We start from the raw sequence: 25,537 nt of genomic DNA, 5'->3' as shown, positions 1-25,537 counted from the left end.
CATTCGAATAATTAAGTCTATCCAATTCATCAACTATGAGTAATTGATGAAGAATCCATGAATAATTCATGAATAATTTTTAATAAGCGTTTTCATTCCAATTTTTGCGCTTGTGTTTTACAATAAAAAGTGTAATAAGACGAGTAATCAAATTTACAAATTGGAAAGGAAGTCATCGTCATGAGTATCAATGAATCCGCAATTGGCTCAGCTGTAGACTCATCCTATAAGTTATATATCGGAGGCAAATGGGTTGCCGGTTCTGAGGGCCGTATGATCTCTAGCTATAACCCTAGCAATGGGGAAAAATTGGCAGATTTCACCGATGCCTCGCACGCCGATGTGGACGCAGCTGTCGAAGCTGCAACAAAAGCGTTTGAAACTTGGAAAGAGGTCGGCATTCAGGAACGAAGCACTTTGCTGCTGAAAATCGCCGATTTAATTGATGAAAATGCCGATCATCTGGCTTTGGTTGAAACATTGGATAACGGCAAGCCACTCAGAGAAACAAAAGCCGTTGATGTTCCTGCAAGTTCCGACCATTTCCGCTATTTCGCCGGTGTTATCCGTTCCGAAGAAGGTACGGCTCAAGCACTCGACGAAAATACACTGACAATTAATTTGAAAGAACCACTTGGTGTTGTTGGACAAATCGTTCCTTGGAACTTCCCGTTCCTGATGGCTGCATGGAAAATCGCTCCGGCAATCGCCGCCGGCAATACGGTTGTGATTCATCCTTCATCATCGACATCGCTCAGCTTGCTTGAATTTGCCAAATTATTGGATCAAGTGCTTCCTGCCGGTGTTGTGAACGTTGTTACAGGCCGCGGATCGGATTCCGGCGATTATATGCTCCAGCACCCGGGCTTTGCAAAACTTGCATTCACAGGTTCTACGCAGGTTGGTTACGAAGTCGCCGCAGCCGCAGCGAAACGTCTGATTCCAGCGACATTGGAATTAGGCGGCAAATCAGCAAATATTTACTTTGACGACGCGCCATGGGAACGCGCAATTGAAGGTGCCCAACTTGGTATTCTCTTCAACCAAGGTCAAGTATGCTGCGCTGGTTCACGTGTTTTTGTTCAGGAAGGTATTTATGACAAATTTGTCGCTGCTCTCAAGGATGCCTTCGAAAAAGTGAAGGTCGGTCTGCCATGGCAAGACGGCGTTCAGATGGGTGCACAGGTCAACGGACGTCAACTGGAGAAAATTCTGGACTATGTAAAAATTGGACAGGATGAAGGCGCAACGCTCGTTACCGGCGGCAAGAAACTGGCAAACGACGGTCTTGAAAATGGCGTGTTTATGGCACCAACGATCCTTGCCGATGCCACGAACGATATGCGTATTGCTCAGGAAGAAATATTTGGACCAGTTGCCACTGTCATCAAATTCAAAGATGTTGACGATGTGATTAAACTGGCTAACGAATCTGAATATGGATTGGGCGGCGCTGTATGGACGAGCAATTTGAATACAGCTTTGAAAGTTGCGCGTGGTGTGCGCACGGGCCGTATGTGGGTGAACACATACAACCAACTTCCTGCGGGCGCGCCTTTCGGCGGTTACAAGAAATCAGGAATCGGGCGCGAGACATACAAGAGTATCCTCGATGCATATACGCAGACAAAAAATATTTATATCAGCACAAAAGAAAAAACAGAAGGTCTGTATTAATCCACTGCACCTTCATCTTGCGAACAGCCGGCTTGATCATCCGGCTGTTTTTTTGTATATAATTCAAGGTAAAAAAACAATAAAGGCGCTTTGGTGTCCATGGAAAAATGAGCCAATTGAGACTCGAATGAAAAATGTGTGAAAAAAAAATACTAAATACAGTCCATTTACTTGTATTTTTTGATTGACAAACAACCAATGTGGATATAGAATATCCTCAATTAAATAAATCTTATCAAGAGCGGCGGAGGGACTGGCCCATTGAAGCCCGACAACCAGCACGTGAGTGTATGGTGTTAATTCCAGCAGGATGATATTCATCCTGGCAGATAAGAAAAGCATCGGCGAATGCTGTTTCCCTCTCATCTGCGGAAACAGCATTTTATTTTGCATCCTTTTCAATCTGTGACTCTTTCCAATCTAAGATTTTATTTAATGACAAAATCAGGTCAAGGGAGAGATCAAGATGACTGAAGAAAGAAAACTGGGTTTTGAAACGTTGCAAGTTCATGCAGGACAGGTGCCGGATCCGGCGACAGGCGCACGGGCAGTACCGATTTACCAAACGACTTCTTTTGTCTTTAAAGATGCCGATGAAGCAGCTGACTTTTTTCAATTGAAAAAACCAGGCAATGTGTATGCGCGTATCATGAATCCTACGGAAGATGTCTTTGAAAAACGCGTTGCCGAGCTAGAAGGCGGTGTAGCTGCTCTCGCAACTTCTTCAGGTCTGGCAGCTATACTCTATTCCATTCTCAATGTTGCCAACGCAGGTGACAATATCGTAGCCGCTGGCACACTCTATGGCGGCACTTATGAACTGTTCAACGTCACGCTCCGAAAACTGGGTATCGACGTCACCTTCGTTGATCCCGACGATCCGGAGAACTTCCGCACTGCCATTAATGATCGCACGAAAGCAATCTATGGCGAAACGCTTGGCAATCCGAAGATCAACGTACTCGACATCGAAGCGGTCGCCAAAATCGCCCATGAAAACGGTATTCCATTGATCATCGATAATACGTTTGGCACACCTTACCTGATTCGGCCAATTGAATGGGGCGCAGATGTTGTTGTCCATTCAGCAACAAAGTTCATCGGCGGTCACGGAACAGCAATCGGCGGCATTCTCGTTGACGGTGGAAAATTTGACTGGGCGGCCAGCGGGAAATTTCCTGATTTCACGACTCCTGATAAGAGTTATGGCGGTCTCGTCTATACGGATCTCGCACCTGCATCCTACGCAGCTAAGGCGCGTGTACAGCTGCTTCGCAATACTGGTGCCACACTGAGCCCGCAAAACGCATTTTATTTCCTTCAGGGGCTCGAGTCGCTTTCACTACGCGTCGAACGTCACGTTCAAAATGCACGCAAGGTCGTTGAATTCTTGAAAAACCACCCGAAAGTTACCTGGGTCAATTATCCAGAACTTGAAGACAGCCCATATCATGACTTGGCGAAAAAATACCTGCCAAAGGGTGCCGGATCAATTTTCACTTTTGGCGTCAAAGGCGGTCTGGAAGCCGGCAAAACTCTGATTAACAACGTCAAATTATTCTCCCTGCTGGCAAATGTAGCTGATGCCAAATCACTGATTATTCATCCAGCCAGCACAACGCACGCTGAATTGACACCTGAAGAACAAGCGGAAGCCGGTGTAACACCTGACTTGATTCGCGTGTCAATCGGTGTTGAAACGATAGATGATATTATCTATGATCTTAATCAAGCGCTCGCCAAAATCCCCGTTCCTGTTAATCAATAAAATCCTCGATAATGAAAGGGCTCCAGCAACCTGCTGGAGCTCTTTTTATGCGTAAAGCACGTATCAATTTTCAGTGAAATCAGGTATGATTTGACCACAAACCAAAGAACTTGGCCTTTCCAATTTTATCTTCTTATTTGTTGAAACTGAATCTGCCTTTTTTAAGCATCGTTTCAAGGCCGCCGATTTTTGCCAGCGAGCGGTTATCAATAACCTTTTTCATAAAAGCTGCTGGTAATCCCTTAACTTTGCGCCCCATCACTTCGCCAAGCGCATCGTTCTTGCCAAGTGAACAAACCGTTCCTTTAAATTTATAACGAAAAGGAAGCAGCGGCTCGCCATTGACCATCGCGTTTAGATTATGGGCAGCAATGTCCGCCTGCTGCATCGCTATCTGCGCTGTTGCAGGGAAAGGACGCCCTGTGCTCGGATCAATCATCTCAGAACAGTCGCCGATGATCAGAATTTCCTGATTACCAGGCACAGACAAGTCCTCATGAACAGAGACACGGCCGCGTGTTTGCTGGAATCCAGAGGCATCGATGACCGAACTGCCGCGAACACCGCCCGTCCAGATGAAGGTACCTGCCTGAAGACATTGTTCTTCTTGGCCATTTTTATAGTAGATCTCGTTCGCCCGAACACGGCTGACACGTCCGATGACAAATGCTACACCCCGCTCGGATAATTGCTCTGAAGCGTACTGAGCGAGCTTTCGATCGAACATTGGGAGTACATTCGGTGATGGTTCGATGCAGAATATCCGTACTTTCCGTGGATCGATCTGCATCTGCTGGGCAAGCTCCGGCATGCGGTTTGTTGCCTCACCCAAAAACTCAAAACTTGTAAAACCCGCGCCACCGACAACAATACTGAGATGACGATCGTCACGATCCTTCTTCCAACAGGCAAATTCATGTATAATATGCTTTCGAATCTTTTCGACGGACGGAATATCGGAAATTGCCAAAGCATGTTCATTGATGCCACTAATGCCAAAAGTCTCCGATTCAAAGCCCAATGCGATCAGCAGGTAGTCATAGGGCAATGCTTCATGTGCTTCCAAGATCACTTGTTTATTTGGCCGATCGATGGCAGCCACCTTGTCTTTAATGAACTGAGTTTGTCGCAAATCAATGACACTATCAATCGGGTAGCAGATTTGCTCCGCTTCCGCGGTTCCAGCTGCCACTTCGTGAAGAGAGGTTGTTTCGCAATGGTAATCGTTTTTATTGACGATAAAGATTTCCGCTTCCGGGTGCATATTCTGCAATTTTTTTAGCGTTCTCAAACCTCCATAACCTGCGCCTAAAATCACGATTTTCTTTTTTGGCATCATTATCATCCTCTCGTTCATTTTTTCACACGCTTTACCGAGGTATAATAACTAACGTTCACATTTTGTTCACATAATCTCCATTTGTATTGTACCTCTTATTGATAGCGCTTTCAATAAATTGTGAAAAAATGTTCAAAATTTTTTATAGTCCTGCGCAGCAGCAAACTTGTGTGAGAAAAATTCAAGAAAACTTGGCTTAGCCAAGTCTTTTTTTGCGAAAATTGTGCTCCGGCTGCTCGCTTGCCGCGGGCGCCGCGCGTCTCCTCAGACAGGCTAGAATCTGCGGGGTCTCACTTGGCTCGCTTTTCCCGCAAGCGTCTCACACATTGTTTTTATCGGGAAAATCAACATTAAAATTTTTCAGAGCCTTTCCGAAAGGCGTCTTAACTGTATTTTCGCGACAATCAGATACTTTCTTCTTTACTTGCAAGAAAGCTGCCACCCAATAAGGATGACAGCTTTTTAAAGTTTAGGAGGGCGTACGGGAATTGAACCCGCGATCATGGAATGAGAATCCATTGGCTTAACCACTTGCCCAACGCCCTATATTGATCATTCGGCTCTATTCCAATAAGCACAAATAAGATTATAACATATTTGCAGCTATAATTTCAATGCCTTTATCTTCCTTTTTGATCTCTTGAATTACTTGGATTAACCAGATCTGATTTTGTAACAAATGTGCTCCGGCTGCTCGCTTGCCGCGGGCGCACCGCAAGCCTCGGACAAGCTAGAATCTGCGGGGTCTCGCCGGCACGCTGATCCCGCAGGCGTCTCGCTTCTCCGCTGCATTTTTCACGCAAATTCATATGCTTTTTTACTGTTGAAATAGCGTTTCCCGAGTTAATCAATAACCCGGAATAAGCAGTGCGCAAAACACACGCCGCTCGTTCCGGGCTGCTTTCTGTTACTTAAATTTTGTCAGCGGATTCTTAATCCGCCGCGACAATTTTGATACCCGAACTTGCGCCGATACGGGTTGCTCCCGCTTCAATCATCGCGAGTGCCTCACTCTTTGTGTGAATGCCTCCGGCTGCCTTGACGCCGATCGATGGGCCAACTGTTTCGCGCATCAAACGAACATCAGCGGCCGTTGCCCCGCCAGTTGAGAAGCCTGTCGATGTTTTGACGTAATCAGCCCCGGCGCGAACCGCTAACTGGCAAGCTGTCACTTTCTCTTCATCTGTCAGCAAGCATGCCTCAATGATCACTTTGACTAATGCCCTTTTATCCGCAGCATCGACGACTGCACGAATATCTTCTTCAACTTTGGCGTTAAGACCTGCCTTCAACGCGCCAACATTGATCACCATATCGACCTCACCAGCACCCTTTTCTATCGCATCGCGTGTTTCAAAGGCCTTTGTCTCCGATGTGTTCGCCCCTAACGGAAAACCTATCACCGTGCAGACATTGACGCTCGAGTCCTTTAATTGTTGTGCAGCAAGCGGGATCCAGCAAGGGTTAATGCAGACCGAAGCAAAGCCATATTTGCGAGCCTCTGCTGATAATTTGATAATATCCTCTTCTGTTGTATTCGCCTTTAAAGCCGTATGATCAATATACTTCGCTAAATCGTTCATTTGCTCGTCCCCTATTCTTCAATGATTCGGTGGATTAGTCGATGCGCTGCTGCCTGTTCACCGATTTTAACAGCAGCATGCAATTTTTCTCTGACTGCTTCGCCGTTGTTCTGATTCGTATGCAGCGTCAGAATCGGCTCCCCTTGTTTTACAGTATCACCGATTTTTTTGTGAAGGACAATGCCTGCCGCATAATCAATGGTCGATGTTTTCATCGCTCGACCAGCACCGAGCAGCATTGCCGCAAGACCGATCTGATCGGCTGCAAGTCCAGTGATAAACCCGCTTTTGGGAGCCAAAAAATCAATTTGATGTGCCGCTTGCGGCAGCTTTTCTGGATGATCAACAAAGGAGACATCGCCGCCCTGATCGGCAATAAATGATCGGAATTTGCTGAAAGCACGTCCCGACTCGATCGATTCAAGCAGCAAATGACGAGCTGACGCTGGATCATCTGCCTTGCCAGCCGCGCAAACCATCAAACTACCCAGGGTTAGGACTAATTCCTTCAAATCACTTGGTCCTGCATCTCGTAACGTGTCAATCGCTTCTTTAATTTCCAAGGCATTGCCGATAGCGAATCCAAGTGGTTGCGACATATCTGTTATGACTGCCATCGTCCGGCGGCCAACTTGAGTGCCGATACGAACCATCGTCTCCGCAAGACGGACAGCACTGGCTTCGTCCTTCATAAAAGCGCCTGTTCCCGTTGTCACCTCGAGGACAATCGCATCTGCTCCGGCGGCAATCTTTTTACTCATGATCGAACTGGCAATCAGGGGAATCGATTCGACTGACCCGCTGACATCACGCAGTGCATAAAGTTTTTTATCTGCCGGAACTAAATCACCAGTCTGTCCTATCACTGCAATGCCGCTCCGTTTGACGAGATTCATGAATGTGCCGATGGGCAATTCGACATGGAAACCCGGAATCGATTCAAGTTTATCCAGTGTACCACCTGTGAACCCGAGCCCACGTCCAGACATTTTGGCTACAGGCACGCCGAGTGATGCGACAAGCGGCGCGAGTACCAGTGTTGTTGTATCGCCAACACCGCCTGTGGAATGTTTATCCACTTTGATCCCATTGATAGACGATAAATCCACACATTCTCCCGAATCGATCATCGCTCGTGTCAAAGCTGCTGTTTCGCTGTCATTCATTCCTTGAAAGTAAACGGCCATGGCCCAGGCACTGGCTTGATAATCCGGAATGTTCCCGGATACGTAGTTCGCAACAAAAAAGCGAATCTCTTCTTCGGTCAATGTCCCGCCGTCACGCTTCTTTGTAATAATATCAACCATGCGCATAGAGAATCACCTCTTAAATAATTCAGCTAAGAAGCTTGTCCCGATTTCCGGCAGCCGGACGCCGAAATTCTCGGAAACCGTTGCACCGATATCCGCAAAGGTTCCGCGTACGGGAAGCGCGGAGCCTGCTGTAAAGCGGGGCGAAAAAATTAGGAGCGGAACGTATTCCCGCGTGTGATCGGTTCCCCGAAAACCAGGATCATTGCCGTGATCGGCTGTAACGATCAGCAGATCTTGATCCGTTAATTTCGTGAGCGCCGCGCCAAGCTGACGATCAAAGGCCTCAATCGCTTTGCCGAACAAGACCGGTTCGCGTCGGTGCCCGTATTTTGCGTCAAAATCGACAAGATTGGTAAAAGACAAGCCGTGAAACGGTCGATCGAGAATTTCGGTCCAGCGATTCATCCCGTCTTCATTGCTCACCGTATGCCAACCCTCGGTGATGCCATGACCGCTGAAAATATCATTAATTTTACCAATGGCCAATATATCCAGACCCGCGTCTTTAAGCCGATCCATCACAGTCGGGCCGGTCGGCTCCAATGTCAAATCGCGCCGGTTCGCGGTTCGCTCAAAATGTGCGGCGTCATCACCGATATACGGACGGGCAATGATCCGGCCTAAATGGTAGGGTTCATTAATGGTCAGCTTTCGGCAATAGTCGCAAATTGCATAAAGTTCTTCCAACGGGATAACATTTTCATGCGCCGCAATCTGCAGCACCGAATCCCCCGAAGTATAGACAATCAGTTCACCAGTTTTCATTTGACGCTCGCCAAATTTTTTTAAAATTTCGGTGCCACTTGCCGGCTTATTCCAAAGCACTTTACGTCCGCTAAACGTTTCAATTTTCTCTATTAATTCGTCTGGAAAGCCGTTCGGGAATGTATGCAGCGGCGTCATCACAGGAAGACCCATCATTTCCCAGTGACCGTCCATACTGTCCTTTCCAGCGGATATTTCATGCATCTTGGTAAAAAAAGCAGATGGTTTCTCTTGCAGCGCCACCCCTTGAATCGGCTTTTCCGGGCGGATATTGGACAGTCCCATCCGCTCAAGCACCGGTACTTGCAGACCGCCCATTGCTTCCGCTGTATGTCCCAATGTATCGCAGCCTTGATCGTTATACTGCGCGGCATCCGACGCCTCGCCGATTCCAACCGAATCCATGACAATAACGTGGACGCGTTCAAACTGATTTGTCATTTTCATTCTCCTTTAAAAGTGGACGTCCGCCAACTTCTATCAAGCCGCCCGTTCCTCATCCAAAAATAGTTCCCTTGAATCTTCCATTATTTTACCGCATAAAAAATATCCCCGCAAAAAAGCTCTGTATGCTCTAGTAAAGAGCTTGTACAGAGCTTCTGCATCATTAGAAAAACTTGGCTTTCTCAACAATTGTGCTCCGGTTGCTCGCTTGCCGCGGGCGATCCGTGAGCCTCCAAATCCTTGATTGATTTTTCTTTAGGAATAAGCCACGATGTCATCTGACTTGTGCCTATCATTCCACTGTGTATTTTCGTGAAGCCTCTTTCAGGTGAACGAGGTCAACGAGCAATGCATGATTAGGCGCTTGAAGGCCGTGCTTTTCTGCAAGACGGACAATCGCGCCATTCATGTAATCCACCTCAGTCGGCCGATTGGTACTCATATCCTGGTGCATCGATGGATAGTGAAGCGGATTACCCACTTTGGATACATACATCACCTGATTGACCAGGCTTTCACAGTCGAGTTCCAGTTTAATTCCTTCCGCAGCGGTCGCTGCGCAGGATTCAGTCATTAGGCGGCGCGTCAGATTTTCGGCACCTTCATATTCGGCAAACTGGCCCATTTTGACATTTATTAATGTGCAGAGTGTATTAACAACTGCGTTGAAGACAAGCTTAGTCCAAACAGTCCCGCGATAATCATTGCAGACTGTCGGGTTCATCTTTGCTTTGTCCATCTCAGCGGCAACACGCTGAATAAATTCATCCGGTTCACCCGCAACGCGTACAATATGAACGTGCCCTTCACCGCGTTTACCGATAAAGTCCACCTTACCTGGTCCCCGCATAACCGTTGCAATCATTGCCGTACCGGCAATAATCATTTCCCTGTCCACATATTCGGCAATCATTTCCGCGCCGCCCCAACCATTCTGGTTTGTCAGCACATGTGTTTTCTTGCCGATAAAATGCTTGCAGCGATCCATCACTTCTCTTGTATGCATGTCTTTGATGAAAAAAATTGCCAGTTCTGGTTCGTCATGATACTCCTCTGGGAAACAGACATTGATTTCGACTAAATGCTCATTCTTGCCATCACGGGTCACATAAACGCCGTTTTGTTTTCGAATCGCTGCGACATTGGGTTCCCACGTGTCGACAAACTGAACATCATTACCTGCCTCTTGAAGAAGAACGCCATACCTCAATCCCATTGCCCCAGCACCAATGCATACAATTTTCATTCTGTTTTCGTCTCCTTTTTCTCTAATGGATACTCCTTATCAAGATTGTCTGCTTCAGCGAAATGAAAGCCCCATTCAGAAAAATTTCTGAATGGGGCTTTACCTGAAGTCCCACGGAAACGAACAGGACTCAGGCAGCATAACACCTAATGCCACCGAGCCCTATTGAATCAAAATGACCAACAATTCGCCGCTCATTCTTTTCGTTTTCACGAGACGTCCTCTTCTCAGTAGATATTAATTTATTGATAAGTGCGTTTATTTTAGCTTATTCAATCTTTTCTGTCAATATATGCGTATGGATTGATAAATTAGTAAGCTTGGAATCTTCCATCTCTATTTATGACAAATTCGCTTCGGTTGCTCGCTTTTCCCGCAAGGCGCCAGAGCACTTCCGCTGCATTTTTGTGCAAAAATCCTTATACTTTCTTATCTCTCCAAAAAGGGCGGTATAACCAAGTAATTGGTCATACCGCCCTTTGTATCTGATAAAGAGTAATGTTTCAGATTATTTTGCAGCCGGTTCAGGTAGCTGAACTTCTGCGCGACCAAGGTCGCCGCCTGTCAGAACTGCGTTGAAATTGTCATAGCTTGTCGAAATCATGTTGGATACGGCTTCGTCCGTCATCGCGGCAACGTGAGGCGTAATCAGCACTTGCGGATACAGTTCAATCAATTCCTTGATTGTTGCGTCAGGGAAGGCTTCGCCATTTGAGAAGTCTTTGCCGAAGAAACGTGCTTCATCCGTCAATACGTCAGCGCCGAAACCTGCCAACTTGCCGCTCTTAATTGCTTTAACTACGGCAGCTTCGTCAACGATTTCACCACGAGCCGTGTTGACGAGGATTGCGCCGTCTTTCATTTTGCTGATGAATTCTTCGCCAACAAAGTTTTCGTTCTTGCCTGGGAAGTAAGGAAGATGCAGGCTGACGATATCCGATTCAGCAAGCAGTTCATCAAGTTCTTTGAATTCAACCAGTTTCTTAGCAAAATCGCTCTGGAAGATATCGTAGCCGAGCAGTTTCGCGCCAAGGCCTTTATACAGTTCAGCTTCGACACAGCCGATATGACCGGTACCAACGATACCTACTGTGCTCTTGCGAATTTCATGGCTGAACATTGTTTCTGTTACTGCAAAATTCAATTTTGCCGTGCGGCCCGTTGTATAAACCATACTACGGGACAATGCCGTACCAAGGTTTACTGCGAGTTCGGCAATTGCGTTCGGAGAATAAGCAGGGACGCGGGCAACTTTCATGCCGAAGTCAGCCGCTGCTTGAAGGTCGATGTGGTTAAAACCAGCCGTACGTGTAAACACATATTTGATGCCATAGTCATTGAATTTTTTCAAGTTTGCGCGGTCAGCGAGGCAGTTCACGAAAAGCAGAACACCGTCATGTCCTTCAGCCAAATCACCATTATCCGCAGTCAGCAAATCATTAACCAAAGTTACCTGATAGCCGTATTTGTTTAGATCCGTGTACAAGTGTTCTTCATAAGGTTCGACACCATAAGCAATAATTTTAAAAGCCATGTTGAAACATCCTCCTAAAATTTTTTAGTTAGCCATTGACTAAACGAGTGATCTGCCAGTTTCATTGAATGAAAGATTACGTGATTGCTTTCACAATGTAATCAGCAACTTCACCAAATCCTTGCCTCCAAATAAAAAACGTCTCTCTTTCAGTCGTATCTTTTCCCATTGAGGAAAAAATATTCCGAAATCTTTTTTCACAATAAGATTATAGCACGGAAAATTATTAACAACAATCCGGCGCCAAGCTGAAAAAGTGAGCTTTTTGTGACAATGCCTGCCAATCATGAGAACACTCCTTTTTACCACTTCTATCAACATTTATTTCATGATATGCTCTACGATCCATATATACCCGTTCATTTGCCAAAAAAAACATCATTGAAAAAAGCAACCAATAGTAAAACCCTTTCAGCAGAGAAAGGGTTTTTTATACCGTATGTTTGAAATTTATTTTCGTGTTTAGATACTACGCAATTTATTTGACTTCCTGATACTTGTTTGAAATCAGATCGAGTTGCATGATTTTTCCCGTTGCCTTGTAATAGCGGAAAAACCCAATCGACGGTGCTGTTTCCGGATCAGCCGCACTATTGCCACTGTTATTTTCTCGCAGCTCAATTGAATAGTATGTGCCGTTATCCTTCGTCAGAAAATAAACTTTGTTAGGTGTATAGCCAGCTACCTGAGCAACGGCGATCTCTGCCTTTTCCTGAATGCTGCTGACCTGAGACGAAGCGGTCTGCGTGCTTGAATCCGATGCACGCTCGCTTGATCCGCTTTGCGTCGACGTTCCCGCCTGAATCGTCGTTACAGATGTCGTTTGTGAAACGGCAGACGAAGCAGCTGTTCCTGAAGACGAAGCGACTGACTGCTGCGAGCCTTCCTCAGAAAATCCAGCTGCCTGCCCCGTCTGCTCCGCCTCTGCTTGCTGTTTTATTTTCCTTGCCTCTTTAATCAACATACCTGATCCGCCCTTTTGCATGAGCACATGGTTCAGATCTCGAATTGCGTTTGCGAAACGATCACGTTTCATTTCTTTTTTGCCCAACACCAGATAACGCGTCTGAATATACAAAGCATGTGCGGTTGAATCGCCCTTCTTAATCTTTTGAGCCTGTTCAAAAAAAACCGCCGCTTTAGCATAGTTGCCCTGATGAATGGCCGTGCGCCCTTCTTTCATGACCTGATCATAAGTGTTGCTTATATCATTGTCACACGCTGCAAGTGCGAGCACCAGTGCCGCAAGAAGTAGTATCAATAATTTTTTCATCGTATCCTCCGATCCGAAAAATGCGGCATTTATTCATATTTCGCCGCCTTCTACTCTCATATTTTCGAATGTGCTACTGATTATTTTGTCTCATTTTCAAAAAGCGGATAGACAAACAGGTCAATGGAGCAGGTTCGAAACGCCTACTCTTATTTTATTTATCGGTTTTTTCAGGCTTCTTTTTAACAAAGTTTGTGAAATGGCATGCAGATCCTTTTGATCAGAAAAACAGCATTAAATTTAAGTATTGCTTATGAAAAAAGCACTGAAACAGCATGCATTCCTGCCTGTTCAGTACTTTTTCTTAATTGCTTCTCGAGCCATCGTTGCTGGCCACGCTTCCAATCATCGCTATTATTTATAATCTGCGGCTAGCTTCCGGAACGCTTCCAATGATCGTTCAACTTTCTCCGTTGGGATGCAATAAGCCATCCGGAAATAACCCGGACAACCGAAACTTTCAGCGGGAACAAGAATCAAGTCATACTTCAGCGCGTGTTTGCAAAAAGCCGTTGCATCTTCCGCCAACGCTTTTGGGAACATATAGAATGTGCCGCCAGGCTTGACGATTGAAAAACCAAGCCGTGTCATTTCGTCGTAGAGAATATTCATATTGGTTTCATAAACAGACAAATCCGATGTTTGATCAAGAACTTCCGCAACCGCCAACTGAATAATGGATGGCGGACAGTTATGTCCGATCCCCCGGGAAATTTGCCCACACATATCAACAATCAGCGCCGCATCCTTGCATTGCGGATTGACAGCGACATAACCGATGCGCTCGCCAGGCAGTGAAAGTGACTTACTAAAGGAATAACAGGTCAGCGTGTTCGGATAGTGGCTCGCGACGCAGGGTGCGTCGACCCCTTCGAACACAATTTCTCGATACGGTTCATCGGAAATAATATAGATTTCATGACCATATTCTTTCTGTTTTTGTTCCAGAAAAGCTGCTAACCTTTGAATCGTTTGCGATGAATAAACAATGCCCGAAGGATTATTCGGCGTATTAATCAATACAGCCATCACCTTTGGCGAGAACATCTGTTCAAATGCTTCGAAGTTAATTTGGAACGTTTCCGTATCAGCCGGAACCACTTTCAGAACAGCGCCCGCTCCGGTTACATACGGCGTATATTCAGGGAAGAACGGAGCGAATGTGATTACTTCGTCGCCTTCTTGTGTCACGGCGCGCAGTGCGTGCGCCAAAGCGCCAGCCGCGCCAGAGGTCATGAAAATATCCTCTTTTGTATAGTCGAGGGCAAACCTTTTTTTTAACGAAGCAGCAACCTTTTCGCGTACAGAAGTAATACCAAGGCTGGGGCTATAGCCGTGGACGGCCCCAGGGTCTTTGCTCGTTGCTAAAGCAACCAGATGATCCGTAAATGCCTGTGGAACCGGCACGGATGGATTACCGAGGCTGTAATCAAAAACGTTTTCATAACCAATTTCTTTCGCTCGTTCGCTGCCATATTCGGCGAGCTGACGAATTACAGATTTTTGACCGAGCATCTGTTTAAATTCTTCTGCAATCATTCATGACACTCCTTTTCAAATTCAATCAAGAAATGCGCTTACGTCCGTCATTTCAATTATGCTACGTTGATTTCATTATACCTGCAAAACGCGCCAGATAAAACAAGCACCGCAAACTCAATAATTTCTGCGTCCGCTCCACGAATCCTGTTTAATTAAGGCAAGAAGATCATAAGGTATTAGTAAATAAAATTACACATTATTTGACATCGCAAGAAATAAATTTTAAAATTAGTACGAATTCGAGATAATCGATAGAGGAAGATAACAAAAATGACGTTAAATCCTCCCGAAAGTGAAATGAACGTGTCTTTAATGTTGTTCTATTCCTTGAATAAGACGTTACGCACGATCCAGAAATCATTGGAAACGGCGATTAGGAGCTACGGTCTCAATGCGACAGAGTTTTCTGTTGTGCGTCTGCTCTATTCAATGGGGAATCAGCCAATCCAAAAAATCGGGGATAAAATATCGATTGCTAGCAGTAGCACAACCTATGTTATTGATAAATTGGAAAAAAAGGTGCTGCTTGAGCGCATCCCATGTCCCAATGATCGACGCATTGTATGGGCATCATTAACGCCAAAGGGCAGACAGTTAATGGACGCTATCTTCCCGAACTATACAGCGGCCGTTCACAAGGTTCTAGATGGACTTAACTTTGATGAAAAAAAAGAATTCATCACAACGTTAAAGAAATTAGACCGCTACGCAGAGAATTTTAAATAATCATTTCTTAATTGTTTTTATTTTTTACCTATTATCTCGAATTCGTATTGTACTTATTAATATTTTTAGCATTGGAGAGATTTAATTGATGGCTTTAGGTCTATTAATCATTCGTTTGGTATTAGGATTATCCTTTGTCGGTCATGGTGCCCAAAAGTTGTTTGGTTGGTTCGGCGGTCCTGGATTAAAAAACACTGCGGGTTTTTTTGAATCAATCGGAATCAAGCCAGGTTTTCTCATGGCATCTCTCGCTGGACTGTCTGAATTGATTGGCGGCGCATTATTTACCGTTGGGCTCCTTACCCCTCTAGCTGGACTCATTATTGCAGGAACAATGGTTGTCGCTATTGCCACTGTCCATGGAAAAAATGGTTATTGGGCGACTCAAAACGGCTATGAATACAACATTCTTATCATGGCTGTGGCCATTGGTGTTGCTGTGACCGGTTCGGGTGTTTATGGGCTTGATCACCTGTTATTTGGTTAATAGAACCAAATTGAATTGCTATCCTTCCTAATCAAAGAGGCTGCCTGAAAAGGCAGCCTCTTTTTATTCCTTTGACAGATAAGAAAAATTTGTATCAATACCCTATCTTTACCGAGTTATCCATTTACAGCCAACAAAAGTCAACTTGTTGTCATTAGTTAATGACCTTAAAAATTTTTTGCCCTTAACTATTCTCTGATCACGAGCAGAACACCAACGAGAACTAAAGTTGTCCCTATCCAGAATGTTCCTCCTATGCTTTCTCCCAAGAGAAGCCATCCCAAGAATGTTCCCATTAAAGGTTGAAAAAAGAAAAACAACCCGCCGGTTGAAGCGTTCAACAGCTGCAAACCACGATTCCAAAGTAAAAAGCCACAAGCAGTTGAAACCACTCCTAAATATAAAACACCACCCCAAATCGTCGGTCGCGTCAATTGAGCAGAATCGATTTCATGTAACTGGCCCAAGACAAAAGGAGTGAGTATTATAATGGCTACTAAAATAGAGTAGTTCGTCACTTCAATTGATGAATAATTTTTGGGGACACGCTTTATGAGAACAGACATCAGCGCCCACGTTAAAGCCGCAATCAGAAGAAAAACACCGCCTTTCTGACTCGACAAGTTTACATGTCCGTTTCCAACAATAAGCAGTACGCCCGTTGTGGCTAAGCAGACAGAAAACACTTTTTTTAAGCTCAGGCGCTCTTTAAGCAACATCCAGGAAAAAACAACCATAAATGCCGGTGTTGATGAAGTGATAATGGCCCCCATTTGTGCCGAAGAAAACATGGTGCCAAATTCTTGAGTAACAATAGAAATCGTGTTGCCAATGATCCCAATTAAAGCAACGCGTAAGAAATCGCGTTTTCGCATTCTCCATGATTGTCTCGTGAATATGCTGATGATAAGTAATGTAATAAACGCGACACAATATCTCATCCATACGAGCTCAATTGGCGGTATCACCGCTACAACAACTTTAACAACAACGTACATGCCGCCCCAAATACTGGCGGCTAGAGCTAAATATAGTGAACCCAACCCTGTGTTTTTCACGTCTCATGCCCTCCGTTAGTTAATCAGATCATACTGCCTTAACGGAGAGAGGCTGCTGCTTCCTCCATTAAGGATGGAGAAGCGCCATTGGTACATCGTTTTCAAAGCGTGGAGCATGCAACATTTGTTTCCCTTCTTTCTAATCATAAGGGAAACATAGTCTAATTATAAAATAATAGGCTTTGTTAAAATCTGCTGTTGTTTTTTTAATCGCTTATTACCATGTGTTCGCTTGCCGCGGGCGCTACCTGCGAGCCTCCTCAGACAAGCTAATATCTGCGAGGCCCGTCTGGCACGCTGTTCCCGCAGGCGTCTCACACATTGCCTTTTCGTCAGAAAACAACATTAAACTTAAACATAGCTAAATAATAAAAAAATTTTTGGACTTTAGTGCCGATACCTGTATTTCAATAAATGATTCAGCACGGAAATTTGCTGGATCAATTCCTTTCCGATATTGGTCTCCAGCACTTTTTTCCGCTGCACCTCGCGATCAACCACGCGCTTGACGGACAAGACATCGGTTCCGCTCTGAATGACATCTTCCTTTGAGGTAAAGCGTTTATGCGCCACTAACTGCATGCCATATGAATTATAAAGGAGCGTGTAACCGGCGATACCTGTTTTCGGTTGATAGGCTTTTGAAAAACCGCCATCGATCACAATCATCTTACTGTTTGCTTTAATCGGGTTTTCGCCGTTTTTTTCTTCGACCGGTGTATGCCCGTTAATAATATGCCCCTGGTCAGGGTTCAGGTGGAACTCTCTTAAGAGTTTGCGACAGATTTCCTCATCTTCCCGCAGTGTGTAATAAGGATTCTTCTCCTCGATATGCGTTTCTTTCTCGGCGATGAAATAGCGTTCAAATGTTGTCATTTCTTTTTTTCCGAAAAGCGACGAATTCTCACCTGTCCATAAATACCAAATCATATCCGTTGCTAGATCATCGGTGACATCCAAATGATTGAATCCTTCGCGCATAAAGCTTTCGAATGTGTCAAGCAGTCCGCGACCCGCATACACCTGCCCTTCAATTTCCATTCTTTTCATGCTGCCGTCCGCGTTAAGCGGAATGCAGCCGTGGATTAGTAAATTGCCATTATACTTCAGATAGAGCCGCCCTTTTCGCATCAGAAAGTTCATGTGCCGGCTCAACTTCTCTGAATGTTGAACAGAAAACAGCAGTTTATTAATGACTTCCTGCTCCTCATCAAGCAGTTTCCCTGGGTTTTCAGGATCGACAGTTGCAAAACACGTATTTCGAAGCTGATAGGTCCTTCCGTGAATTTCTATTGTCCGATGCGCGTAATCAATCCGTTCCAACACGAGCCGGTCTTCCATATGGAAATCTGGGCGACGATGGATAATTGGCATTTCCAATTTGAATTGAATCATAGCAATCGCTTGATGCATCTTTGTAATTTGAACAATTTCTTCTTCTGAGATCCGTTTCCCACTGTCATTCAATTTCGGACGAAACGCGCGGTTATCATCATAATAGCGTTCAGCTAGATTCAACAACGGTCGGAGATTAATGCCATACACATCTTCAATGATATCCAGATTGTCGTACCGCGCGCAAATACGAATAATATTGGCCAGACATGCCTTTGAGCCCGCGTAAGCCCCGAGCCACAGCACATCGTGATTACCCCATTGAATGTCGACTGAGTGATAAGTCATCAATGTATCCATGATTTTATCCGGAGCCGGTCCACGATCATAAATGTCGCCGACCACGTGCAGGTGATCAACGACCAGGCGCTGAATCGTGTAGGCGAGTCCGGTAATTAACTTATCCGCCTGACCAAGCGAAATAATGCGCTGAACGATTTTGGTATAGTACTGCCTCTTGTTTTGAAATTCATCGGTCTTATAAAGCAGTTCTTCAACAATATAGACGAACTGTTTCGGCAATGCTTTACGCACTTTGGAACGTGTGTATTTTGTCGAAGAAAAAGCAACCAGTTCGATTAGCCTACTGATTGTTTCTGCATACCATTCATGAAGTCTTACCTCATTTTCCGCCATACGTTCGACAAGTTGCAGTTTATCCTCGGGATAATAGACGAGGGTGGCAAATTCGTCCATTTCATGCCCGGACAAGCGATCCATGAAGCAATCCTTTATTTTATTTTTGACATTGCCCGATCCATTTCGCAGCACATGTTGAAAGGCTTGATATTCGCCGTGCAGATCGCTGACAAAATGTTCCGTGCCTTTGGGAAGGTTTAAGATCGATTCGAGATTGATGATTTCCGTTGCGACCTTTTCCTCGCAATCATATTTCTTGGCTAGCAAATCCAGATACTTATTGTCCATTCATCTCATCCCCCCGAATAATTCTCTTTATAAGATCTTTTAAATTTTCTATATGGTAGTCTCTTTACTTTGTAAACGATCTGAAAATCCTTTAAGTATCGCTTCGTTTAGCCAAGTTCTTATTTATATCAATTGCGCTCCGGCTGCTCGCTTGCCGCGGGCAGGACGTGAGCCTCCTCAAACAGGCCTGTTACCTGCGGGGTCTCACTTGTCCTGCTCTTCCCGCAGGCGTCTCGCGCCTTCGCTCCATTTTTCATCAAAAGTCATATACTTTTTTTCTCTTGAAAAATACACGGCTTCACCAAGCTCTTTTTTATATCAATTGCGCTTTGGCTGCTCGCTTGCCGCGGGCAGGACGTGAGCCTCCTCAAACAGGCCTGTTACCTGCGGGGGCTCACTTGTCCTGCTCTTCCCGCAAGGCATCTCGCACCTTTGCTGCATTTTTCCGTGCAATGTCATACGCTTTTTTGCGCGTCTTGTTACTTATTAGTATAGCTTATTTATACAATTAAATATATACTAATGACTCATTGACGATAATTCAGGCTCTACTGACGACTAAACTGTCTTTTTTCTAACAAAATACTTGGAAACTTACTTTCCGCAGAAAGATCAAAATTAGCCGACATTTGCAATGTCGACTAATTATTGGTCAAAAATTTTATTTTTATAGGTGATGATCAGTGCTATAGCTATTCACCCTATCCTTATGTATCAGCGGGCAGCCCGTATCGACTGGATAGCAAGAACTAGACACGAAATACCTCCGTGTTCGTATCCACATTGATATCGATCATAAAAATCGTTCCATTCGCAAGCATCGTGGAGAATGTCCGCGTATTTCTTTGTGAGATTAAATCAATGTAACTCCGTGATAAATAGCCCTTGCGCCTCCCTTTGCAGGCTAGCATACTCGAAATAAAATTGGGACGCCAGCTCCAATTTATTCCGTAGAATTCTTTTTGCTTCTCCCACGTGTGATCCGCGAGCAGCTCGTGGTTGGAAGAAATCTGTAACCCGTCTGTATTGCATATATAGACACAGACACACGGCCATTTCAAAAGCGGCAAGAGTTTGGCAATATAGTTGTCTGCTGATTTAGATCCTTCCTGAGCCGTTGTTCTCACATCTCTACGGAAACAGGGGCGTTCGGCAAGCTTCAAGTCAGACATGATTTGAGCACAAAAAAGTTCCCAAGATTGCTCATCCTGCCACAGATTAGCCCTGTAGGCCGCCATACTTTGATCCATTAACGCTACAAATGAATTGTCCTCTTGAAAATCTGCAACCGCTGGAGAAAAAAGATATCCCTGTACGTATCGGGCACCAATAGCAATCGCACGGCGCAAATCCTCTTCGGTTTCTACACCCTCAATAAGGAATGAAGCGCCGATTTGCTCGGCAAGAATTGAGAATGAGAGAAGCGCGCCGTAATAATTATAATTCGTCGCGCTTTTTTTCATCATATGTATATCCGCTTTGATAATATCCGGTTTCATCGCAACAATTCTATCCATATTGCTGAATCCTGTGCCAATATCATCAATAGCGATCAGGCAACCCTTCTGGCGATATTTCTCAACAAGCCGATCCAGCAATTTGATTGACCCGGTAAAGCTATCTTCGGTAATCTCGATAACGACCTGTTCCGGCTTAATACCGTATTGATCCAAAATCTTTAGAGTAAGCAAGTCCTCCTTACTCTGACCCGAATAATACATCCATGAAGGTTTAATATTGATGAATAATTTAGCTGCATGACCACTCGAGGCAAGTTTCGCTAGAGCATCCTGACGTATCTGCAAGTCCACACGTAATTGTTCCTCGGGAGAAACATGCGGGTTCGTAAAGAACGGTCCGAGTGATTGGATCCTCTCCCCGCATTTAATCCGTCCAAGAACCTCGTACCCGATGATTTCCCGCCGGTCGAGCGTCAGTATTGGCTGAAAATACGCTTTTATATTGCGCACATCAGATAATGCCTGTTTTAGGCTCTGCTCCATTCCATCATGCATCACATGCTGCCCCGCCTTTTCCCCGAATCCTTATACATATACTTCTCTTTAATTATCGGCTGAAGATTCATTCATTTGAATATATTTCGCTAATAATTGCAAATCAGAACGAGAACAGAGTGTCGACCCGATCAGAGTGTTCACGAATTATCCGATAAACAGGAGCATTTTAAAGCACTCCACTGTGAAATTCACCACCTAGACTGCCGTGCATAGGCTGTAACAAATGGTTTCTTACAAACAGGACGTGATGACAAAAATGATTCAATTTCTACCTATAAGTGGCCGTGTGACTGAAATCAGCGACTTTACGACAACGGCAGGTCATGAGGACAGCGGCTGTACCAAATTTATCACTGTTACAGATGCTCAAGGTGGCACCGTCAATTTTATTGTTTCACCCACGACGTATGTCGTTGACCAAGCCTTGATCCAAATCGGCGATTGGGTGACCGGCTACTTTGACGGCAATGCGCCAGTTCCGCTCATCTATCCGCCACAATACCACGCGCTCGTCATGGTGAAAATCAACCCGCCACAACATGTCAAGGTAGATTTCTTTAATAGCCAGCTCGTAAGCCATGACGGCCAATTAAAGATCAATCTTTCTCCATTCACACAGCTGCTGCTGACAAATGGCCAGTCTTTTACTGGAGACCCTGCAAATCGGAACTGGATCGTCCTCTATAGTGTCGCAACAAAAAGCATCCCTGCACAAACCTCGCCCTATCGAATGATCCTTCTTTGTCACTAAAGATCGCGCATCCCTCGCTTTACTTATCCTCTTGATTGATGACTGAATTAGAAAAAATTGGCTTAGACAAATCCTTTTTGTAACAAATGCACTCTGGTCGCTCGCTTGCCGCGGACGCCAACGCACCTGCACTGCATTTTTACGCAAAAGCTTCATACTTAATTCTTCTGAAATCTTATAAATTGGTAACCTACAGAAAAAGACCGGAACACACCCGGTCTTTTGAAGTCTCCTATTAGTACTGGCATCAAGCGAGCTGTGGTTGCTTGCCTGACGTTTCTTTTTTCAAATCAGCCATTTCTGTGCTGTAATCCTCCGGTTCGTAAAGATGCAGCACACGGCGGCAGAACCATTCAAAGAAGAAGGCACCAACAAATGGAACAGCGATGAAAACAAGACCAATGATCAGTAAATTGGAAAGGTTCGGTCCGCCTGCCATGAATCGAATCGCGTTGATTGGACCGACCATGCCGGAGAATCCGAATCCAGCACTGATTGGTGTGCCCTGAATATGGAATAATGCGCCGAGCGTGCCCAGTACAGCTGCATTCATCATAATCGGAGCCAACACTTTCGGTTGACGGATCATCGTGGCAATCATAATTTTCGGTGTGCCAAGCACAATGGAAAGTGACAGACCGATCTTATTGACACGCAGCCCGCCGACGAACATGCCGACAGCTGCAGCCACGCAGCCTAGATTTCCAGCACCTGAGGCGATGCCGCTCATACCGATCGCCGTCGCAATGGCAACTGTCGATACTGGCGAGATCATGATCACCGAGAAACATACAGCGATCAAAATGCCCATCGGGATTGGCTGCAGTGCAGAGAAGCTGTTAATCATCTGGCCGAGACCGAGTGTTATCGCATGCACATAAGGGAATGCGGCAAGTCCCATGCCGCCGCCAACGGTACAGACAATAATTGGCATCAGTAGCGGTTCAAATGACTTCAGGCGATCACCGATTAGTAGAATCATCGCGCAAGTCAAGCTGATCGTTACAAGAATATTGACCAGATCGCCCATTCCGGAAAGAATGATACCTGTTGGTGTGAAGCCAACCGCTCCTGATCCAACCCACGCTGTTGCAGCCACACAGACCATCGGAATCGGCTTCATTTTGAAACGGAAAGCGACCGCGGCGCCGATTAGTAAAGGAACAGCTAGCATATAAATGTTTACAAGATGATTAATAATGGCAAATACCGGCAGATTAGTCATTAATGCTTTGCTTACCTCGCCAAGCAGAGCCGAAGGGATCAACCCGGCAACAATTCCGATGGCATGACCTTCGAGGACATTGTTCACGAACGCTTTTACTGTCATCCTTTCTTTTTCCACGCTTTAAACACCCTTTCATCTGTTTTGCAGTCTCTCTATGCGTCATCATTTAAGCTTGTGAAAAGTAGTATAACAGCTTTAATTCTATTTGTCGATACAACGCGTCTATCCATTAAAGTATTTTTTGTTAAAGGACTCTTATGGGCCTGATCCTGATTCGGAACAATTGCGCTTTGGTTGCTCGCTTGCCGCGGGCAGGACGGGAGCCTCCTCAGACAGGGCATTAACCTGCGGGGTCTCACTTGGCTCGCTCTTCCCGCAGGCGTCTCGCGCCTTCGCTGCATTTTTCGGCAAAAATCATAGACTCGCTTATGTTTGGAGAAAAAATTAGCCCGGTCCTCTTTTGTGACAAATGTGCTCTGGCTGCTCGCTTGCCGCGGGCGCACCGCGAGCCTCCTCGAACAGGCTATAACCTGCGGGGTCTCGCTGGCACGCTGTTCCCGCAGGCGTCTCGCACCTTCGCTGCATTTTTCACGTGAAATGATATTTCTCTACTCGTAAGACAAACTGGGTCTGATCCTGATTCGGAACAAACGTGCTTCGGTTGCTCGCTTGCCGCGTGGTGGCTTTCCTCTTCGCTTTTGCACGTAACGAACCAAGGACACGAAAAAAGACCATCCCAAAATTATTTTATGTTTAGACAAATTGTTTTTTGAGACAGTCTTTGAAATCTAGAATCCTATTTATTTACTATTTGCCGTCTGCGGCTGATTCAGCATGATTTTAATAATCTCTTGATCTGTTTGCCGCATGCCTTCTTTAGCCAGTAACCCGACGTTGTGGATCGTATTATCAACACCTTTGGTTACAATACCGTCACCACTTATAAATTGCTGATCATTCTTGTACATATTAAAACCGAGAATACCGGCATCAACGGCGGCAGAGATTTTCGCTGCGCAGGAAGGTTTGGCTCCGTCGCAAATGATCCCCGACGTGATCGCAACTGAATTGACAATCGTGTGGGCGATCATATCGTAGTCACCGCCATGAAGGTAGGCAATCCCCGCGCCGGCGCCGCAACCTGCGCTGACCGCGCCGCAATACGCGGAGAGTCGGCCGATCCCTGTTTTTTGGTGGATTGTCACAAGATCGGAAAGGGCGACCGCTCGATAAAGTTTATCACGTGAACTTTTTAATTCCTTGCCGTATTCAATTACTGGAAGTGAAGCCGCCATGCCCTGATTGCCGCTGCCAGAGACAATAACAACTGGCTTCTCGCAGCCCCCCATTCGCGCATCCGATCCGGCAGCAGCCGCTGCTCGGGCACGTGTTCGCACATCGTTGCCATAAGCAGCAAGAAGCACTTTACCAATATTCGCCCCCCAGGTATTTTCCAGCCCTTCAGCGGAAATCGCCGAGTTATAGTCGATCTGCCGACCAATGACAGACGCGATATCTTCAAGCCGAACACTCTCGCAAAAGTCAACAATTTCCCGTACATTGAGACAGTCACGAGCTGTCAGTCCATTCTTGTCATCCGTTTCCGAGTGGGATTGATAGATGACCGCTTGATTCCGCGTGATACAGACAATATTTGTATGGTAATGTTGAATCATAACAGTTGCTTCATTTCCATAGCCTTTAACCGTTACCTCAATATAGAAAATACTCTTATTAACCGCCGGCTCGACTGTCAGCGGATGCGTCTCCAGATAGTTTTGAATCCGCGTTTTGTCTTGAGCGCTGACTATTCCTAGCACTTCAAGTTTACGCGATGCATCGCCTGCGACAATTCCCGCTGCCGCCGCTGCCGGAATGCCCCTTAATCCGTTTGTGTTGGGCACAACGACACTTTTGACATTTTTAATGACGTTGCCGCTTGCTTTTATCATGCAGCTTTCAGGTCGTGCGCCCAGGACCTCCCTCGCCTTTGCCGCCGCATAAGCGATGGCAATCGGCTCGGTACACCCTGTTGCAGCAATCAATTCCTCCTGCAAAATACTCAGATAATCCTGATAGATTTTATCATCCGGTTTCAACGTTTGTTGCAGCCCCCTTTTTCTGTCAATAATTCCATTAGCACAATTAAGCAATTAAACAAGCTTCTTTGAAGATGTTATAAACTATAGCATTTCATGCTTAGGAAAAATGGGTCGATTTCAAGAACATTCTGTACTTTTAGAACCGTCTTCTGTATACTTTCACACGCCTAGAGCTGGACTTTTTGCTGTTTTTTTGTAACAGGCATTGACAAAAGTGTGTCGCGGTGATTAAATGAGACATAATCCACATTGAGAGGACTATCACTCATGAATCAATGGTTAGCGAATCAAGCTTATTATTACGGTTTCTATTACTTTAGATAGCGTTCGTATCCAACTTCGGATGCGAACGCAAGCGCTG

18 protein-coding genes, 1 tRNA gene and 1 riboswitch are annotated in these 25,537 nt (G+C 45.4%); of the genes, 5 read left to right on the top strand and 14 right to left on the bottom strand.

Translation table 11 applies throughout. The features are described 5' to 3' along the window. Window positions 1–180 precede the first annotated feature (180 nt). Together JOC27_RS01495 and JOC27_RS01490 are read left to right on the top strand one after the other, a co-directional pair. The gene (locus tag JOC27_RS01495) at window positions 181–1,677 is read left to right on the top strand and encodes an aldehyde dehydrogenase family protein (RefSeq protein WP_205005224.1); all 1,497 of its coding nucleotides are present in this window, start codon (window positions 181–183) and stop codon (window positions 1,675–1,677) included. 229 nt (window positions 1,678–1,906) lie between these two features. Next, a riboswitch (SAM riboswitch) is annotated at window positions 1,907–2,013 on the top strand. 130 nt (window positions 2,014–2,143) lie between these two features. Then, window positions 2,144–3,445 carry an O-acetylhomoserine aminocarboxypropyltransferase/cysteine synthase family protein gene (locus JOC27_RS01490; RefSeq protein WP_205005223.1) on the top strand — a complete coding sequence of 434 codons (1,302 nt, stop codon included), beginning with the start codon at window positions 2,144–2,146 and terminating at the stop codon, window positions 3,443–3,445. A gap of 133 nt (window positions 3,446–3,578) precedes the next feature. Here the strand turns inward: JOC27_RS01490 and JOC27_RS01485 are convergent, their stop codons facing one another. From JOC27_RS01485 to JOC27_RS01445, 9 genes are all read right to left on the bottom strand, one after another. Then, a complete protein-coding gene (locus JOC27_RS01485) occupies window positions 3,579–4,781 on the bottom strand; it encodes an NAD(P)/FAD-dependent oxidoreductase (RefSeq protein ID WP_205005222.1) in 1,203 nt (400 codons plus the stop codon). Window positions 4,782–5,257: 476 nt separating this feature from the next. Beyond that, window positions 5,258–5,329, bottom strand: a tRNA-Glu gene (locus JOC27_RS01480). A 387-nt stretch (window positions 5,330–5,716) separates the two neighbouring features. Next, window positions 5,717–6,367, bottom strand: coding sequence for a deoxyribose-phosphate aldolase (deoC, locus tag JOC27_RS01475; protein WP_205005221.1), 651 nt, complete (start codon window positions 6,365–6,367; stop codon window positions 5,717–5,719). A gap of 11 nt (window positions 6,368–6,378) precedes the next feature. Then, window positions 6,379–7,680, bottom strand: a complete 1,302-nt coding sequence (locus tag JOC27_RS01470) for a pyrimidine-nucleoside phosphorylase (protein ID WP_205005220.1) — start codon at window positions 7,678–7,680, stop codon at window positions 6,379–6,381. A 6-nt stretch (window positions 7,681–7,686) separates the two neighbouring features. Beyond that, window positions 7,687–8,886 (bottom strand): phosphopentomutase, encoded by a 1,200-nt coding sequence (locus JOC27_RS01465; RefSeq protein WP_205005219.1) that lies wholly within the window; start codon window positions 8,884–8,886, stop codon window positions 7,687–7,689. Window positions 8,887–9,181: 295 nt separating this feature from the next. Further along, a complete protein-coding gene (locus JOC27_RS01460) occupies window positions 9,182–10,135 on the bottom strand; it encodes a ketopantoate reductase family protein (protein WP_205005218.1) in 954 nt (317 codons plus the stop codon). Window positions 10,136–10,643: 508 nt separating this feature from the next. Next, window positions 10,644–11,669, bottom strand: coding sequence for an NAD(P)-dependent oxidoreductase (locus tag JOC27_RS01455; RefSeq protein ID WP_205005217.1), 1,026 nt, complete (start codon window positions 11,667–11,669; stop codon window positions 10,644–10,646). Between the two features lie 478 nt (window positions 11,670–12,147). After that, window positions 12,148–12,942, bottom strand: coding sequence for a hypothetical protein (locus JOC27_RS01450; RefSeq protein ID WP_205005216.1), 795 nt, complete (start codon window positions 12,940–12,942; stop codon window positions 12,148–12,150). Window positions 12,943–13,296: 354 nt separating this feature from the next. Continuing rightward, on the bottom strand, window positions 13,297–14,481 hold the full coding sequence (locus tag JOC27_RS01445; RefSeq protein WP_205005215.1) for a pyridoxal phosphate-dependent aminotransferase: 1,185 nt from the start codon (window positions 14,479–14,481) through the stop codon (window positions 13,297–13,299). A gap of 273 nt (window positions 14,482–14,754) precedes the next feature. On the opposite strand from JOC27_RS01445, the gene JOC27_RS01440 reads away from it, so the two are divergent. After that, window positions 14,755–15,210, top strand: a complete 456-nt coding sequence (locus tag JOC27_RS01440) for a MarR family winged helix-turn-helix transcriptional regulator (RefSeq protein ID WP_205005214.1) — start codon at window positions 14,755–14,757, stop codon at window positions 15,208–15,210. An 85-nt stretch (window positions 15,211–15,295) separates the two neighbouring features. Beyond that, window positions 15,296–15,697, top strand: coding sequence for a DoxX family protein (locus JOC27_RS01435; protein WP_205005213.1), 402 nt, complete (start codon window positions 15,296–15,298; stop codon window positions 15,695–15,697). A 188-nt stretch (window positions 15,698–15,885) separates the two neighbouring features. Here the strand turns inward: JOC27_RS01435 and JOC27_RS01430 are convergent, their stop codons facing one another. The 3 genes from JOC27_RS01430 to JOC27_RS01420 all read right to left on the bottom strand — a co-directional run bounded on the left by JOC27_RS01430 (window position 15,886) and on the right by JOC27_RS01420 (window position 21,092). Next, a complete protein-coding gene (locus JOC27_RS01430; RefSeq protein WP_205005212.1) occupies window positions 15,886–16,755 on the bottom strand; it encodes an EamA family transporter in 870 nt (289 codons plus the stop codon). A 387-nt stretch (window positions 16,756–17,142) separates the two neighbouring features. Then, complete coding sequence (locus JOC27_RS01425) at window positions 17,143–19,077, bottom strand: fructose-1,6-bisphosphatase (protein WP_205005211.1); 1,935 nt, start codon at window positions 19,075–19,077, stop codon at window positions 17,143–17,145. A 749-nt stretch (window positions 19,078–19,826) separates the two neighbouring features. After that, the gene (locus JOC27_RS01420; RefSeq protein WP_239529323.1) at window positions 19,827–21,092 is read right to left on the bottom strand and encodes an EAL domain-containing protein; all 1,266 of its coding nucleotides are present in this window, start codon (window positions 21,090–21,092) and stop codon (window positions 19,827–19,829) included. 259 nt (window positions 21,093–21,351) lie between these two features. On the opposite strand from JOC27_RS01420, the gene JOC27_RS01415 reads away from it, so the two are divergent. After that, a complete protein-coding gene (locus JOC27_RS01415) occupies window positions 21,352–21,846 on the top strand; it encodes a hypothetical protein (protein WP_205005295.1) in 495 nt (164 codons plus the stop codon). 247 nt (window positions 21,847–22,093) lie between these two features. Here JOC27_RS01415 and JOC27_RS01410 read toward each other — a convergent pair whose 3' ends face one another. Both JOC27_RS01410 and JOC27_RS01405 read right to left on the bottom strand, forming a co-directional pair. Then, window positions 22,094–23,191: a PTS sugar transporter subunit IIC gene (locus tag JOC27_RS01410; RefSeq protein ID WP_205005209.1), complete on the bottom strand. Its 1,098-nt coding sequence runs from the start codon at window positions 23,189–23,191 to the stop codon at window positions 22,094–22,096. 683 nt (window positions 23,192–23,874) lie between these two features. Then, the gene (locus JOC27_RS01405) at window positions 23,875–25,173 is read right to left on the bottom strand and encodes an L-cysteine desulfidase family protein (protein WP_205005208.1); all 1,299 of its coding nucleotides are present in this window, start codon (window positions 25,171–25,173) and stop codon (window positions 23,875–23,877) included. Between the last annotated feature and the right edge of the window lie 364 nt (window positions 25,174–25,537).

The sequence above is a fragment of the Sporolactobacillus spathodeae genome, from assembly GCF_016908935.1.
Classification (GTDB): domain Bacteria; phylum Bacillota; class Bacilli; order Bacillales; family Sporolactobacillaceae; genus Sporolactobacillus; species Sporolactobacillus spathodeae.
The sequence above is the reverse complement of the archived record's forward strand: the minus strand, read 5'-3'. Positions and strand labels throughout refer to the sequence as shown.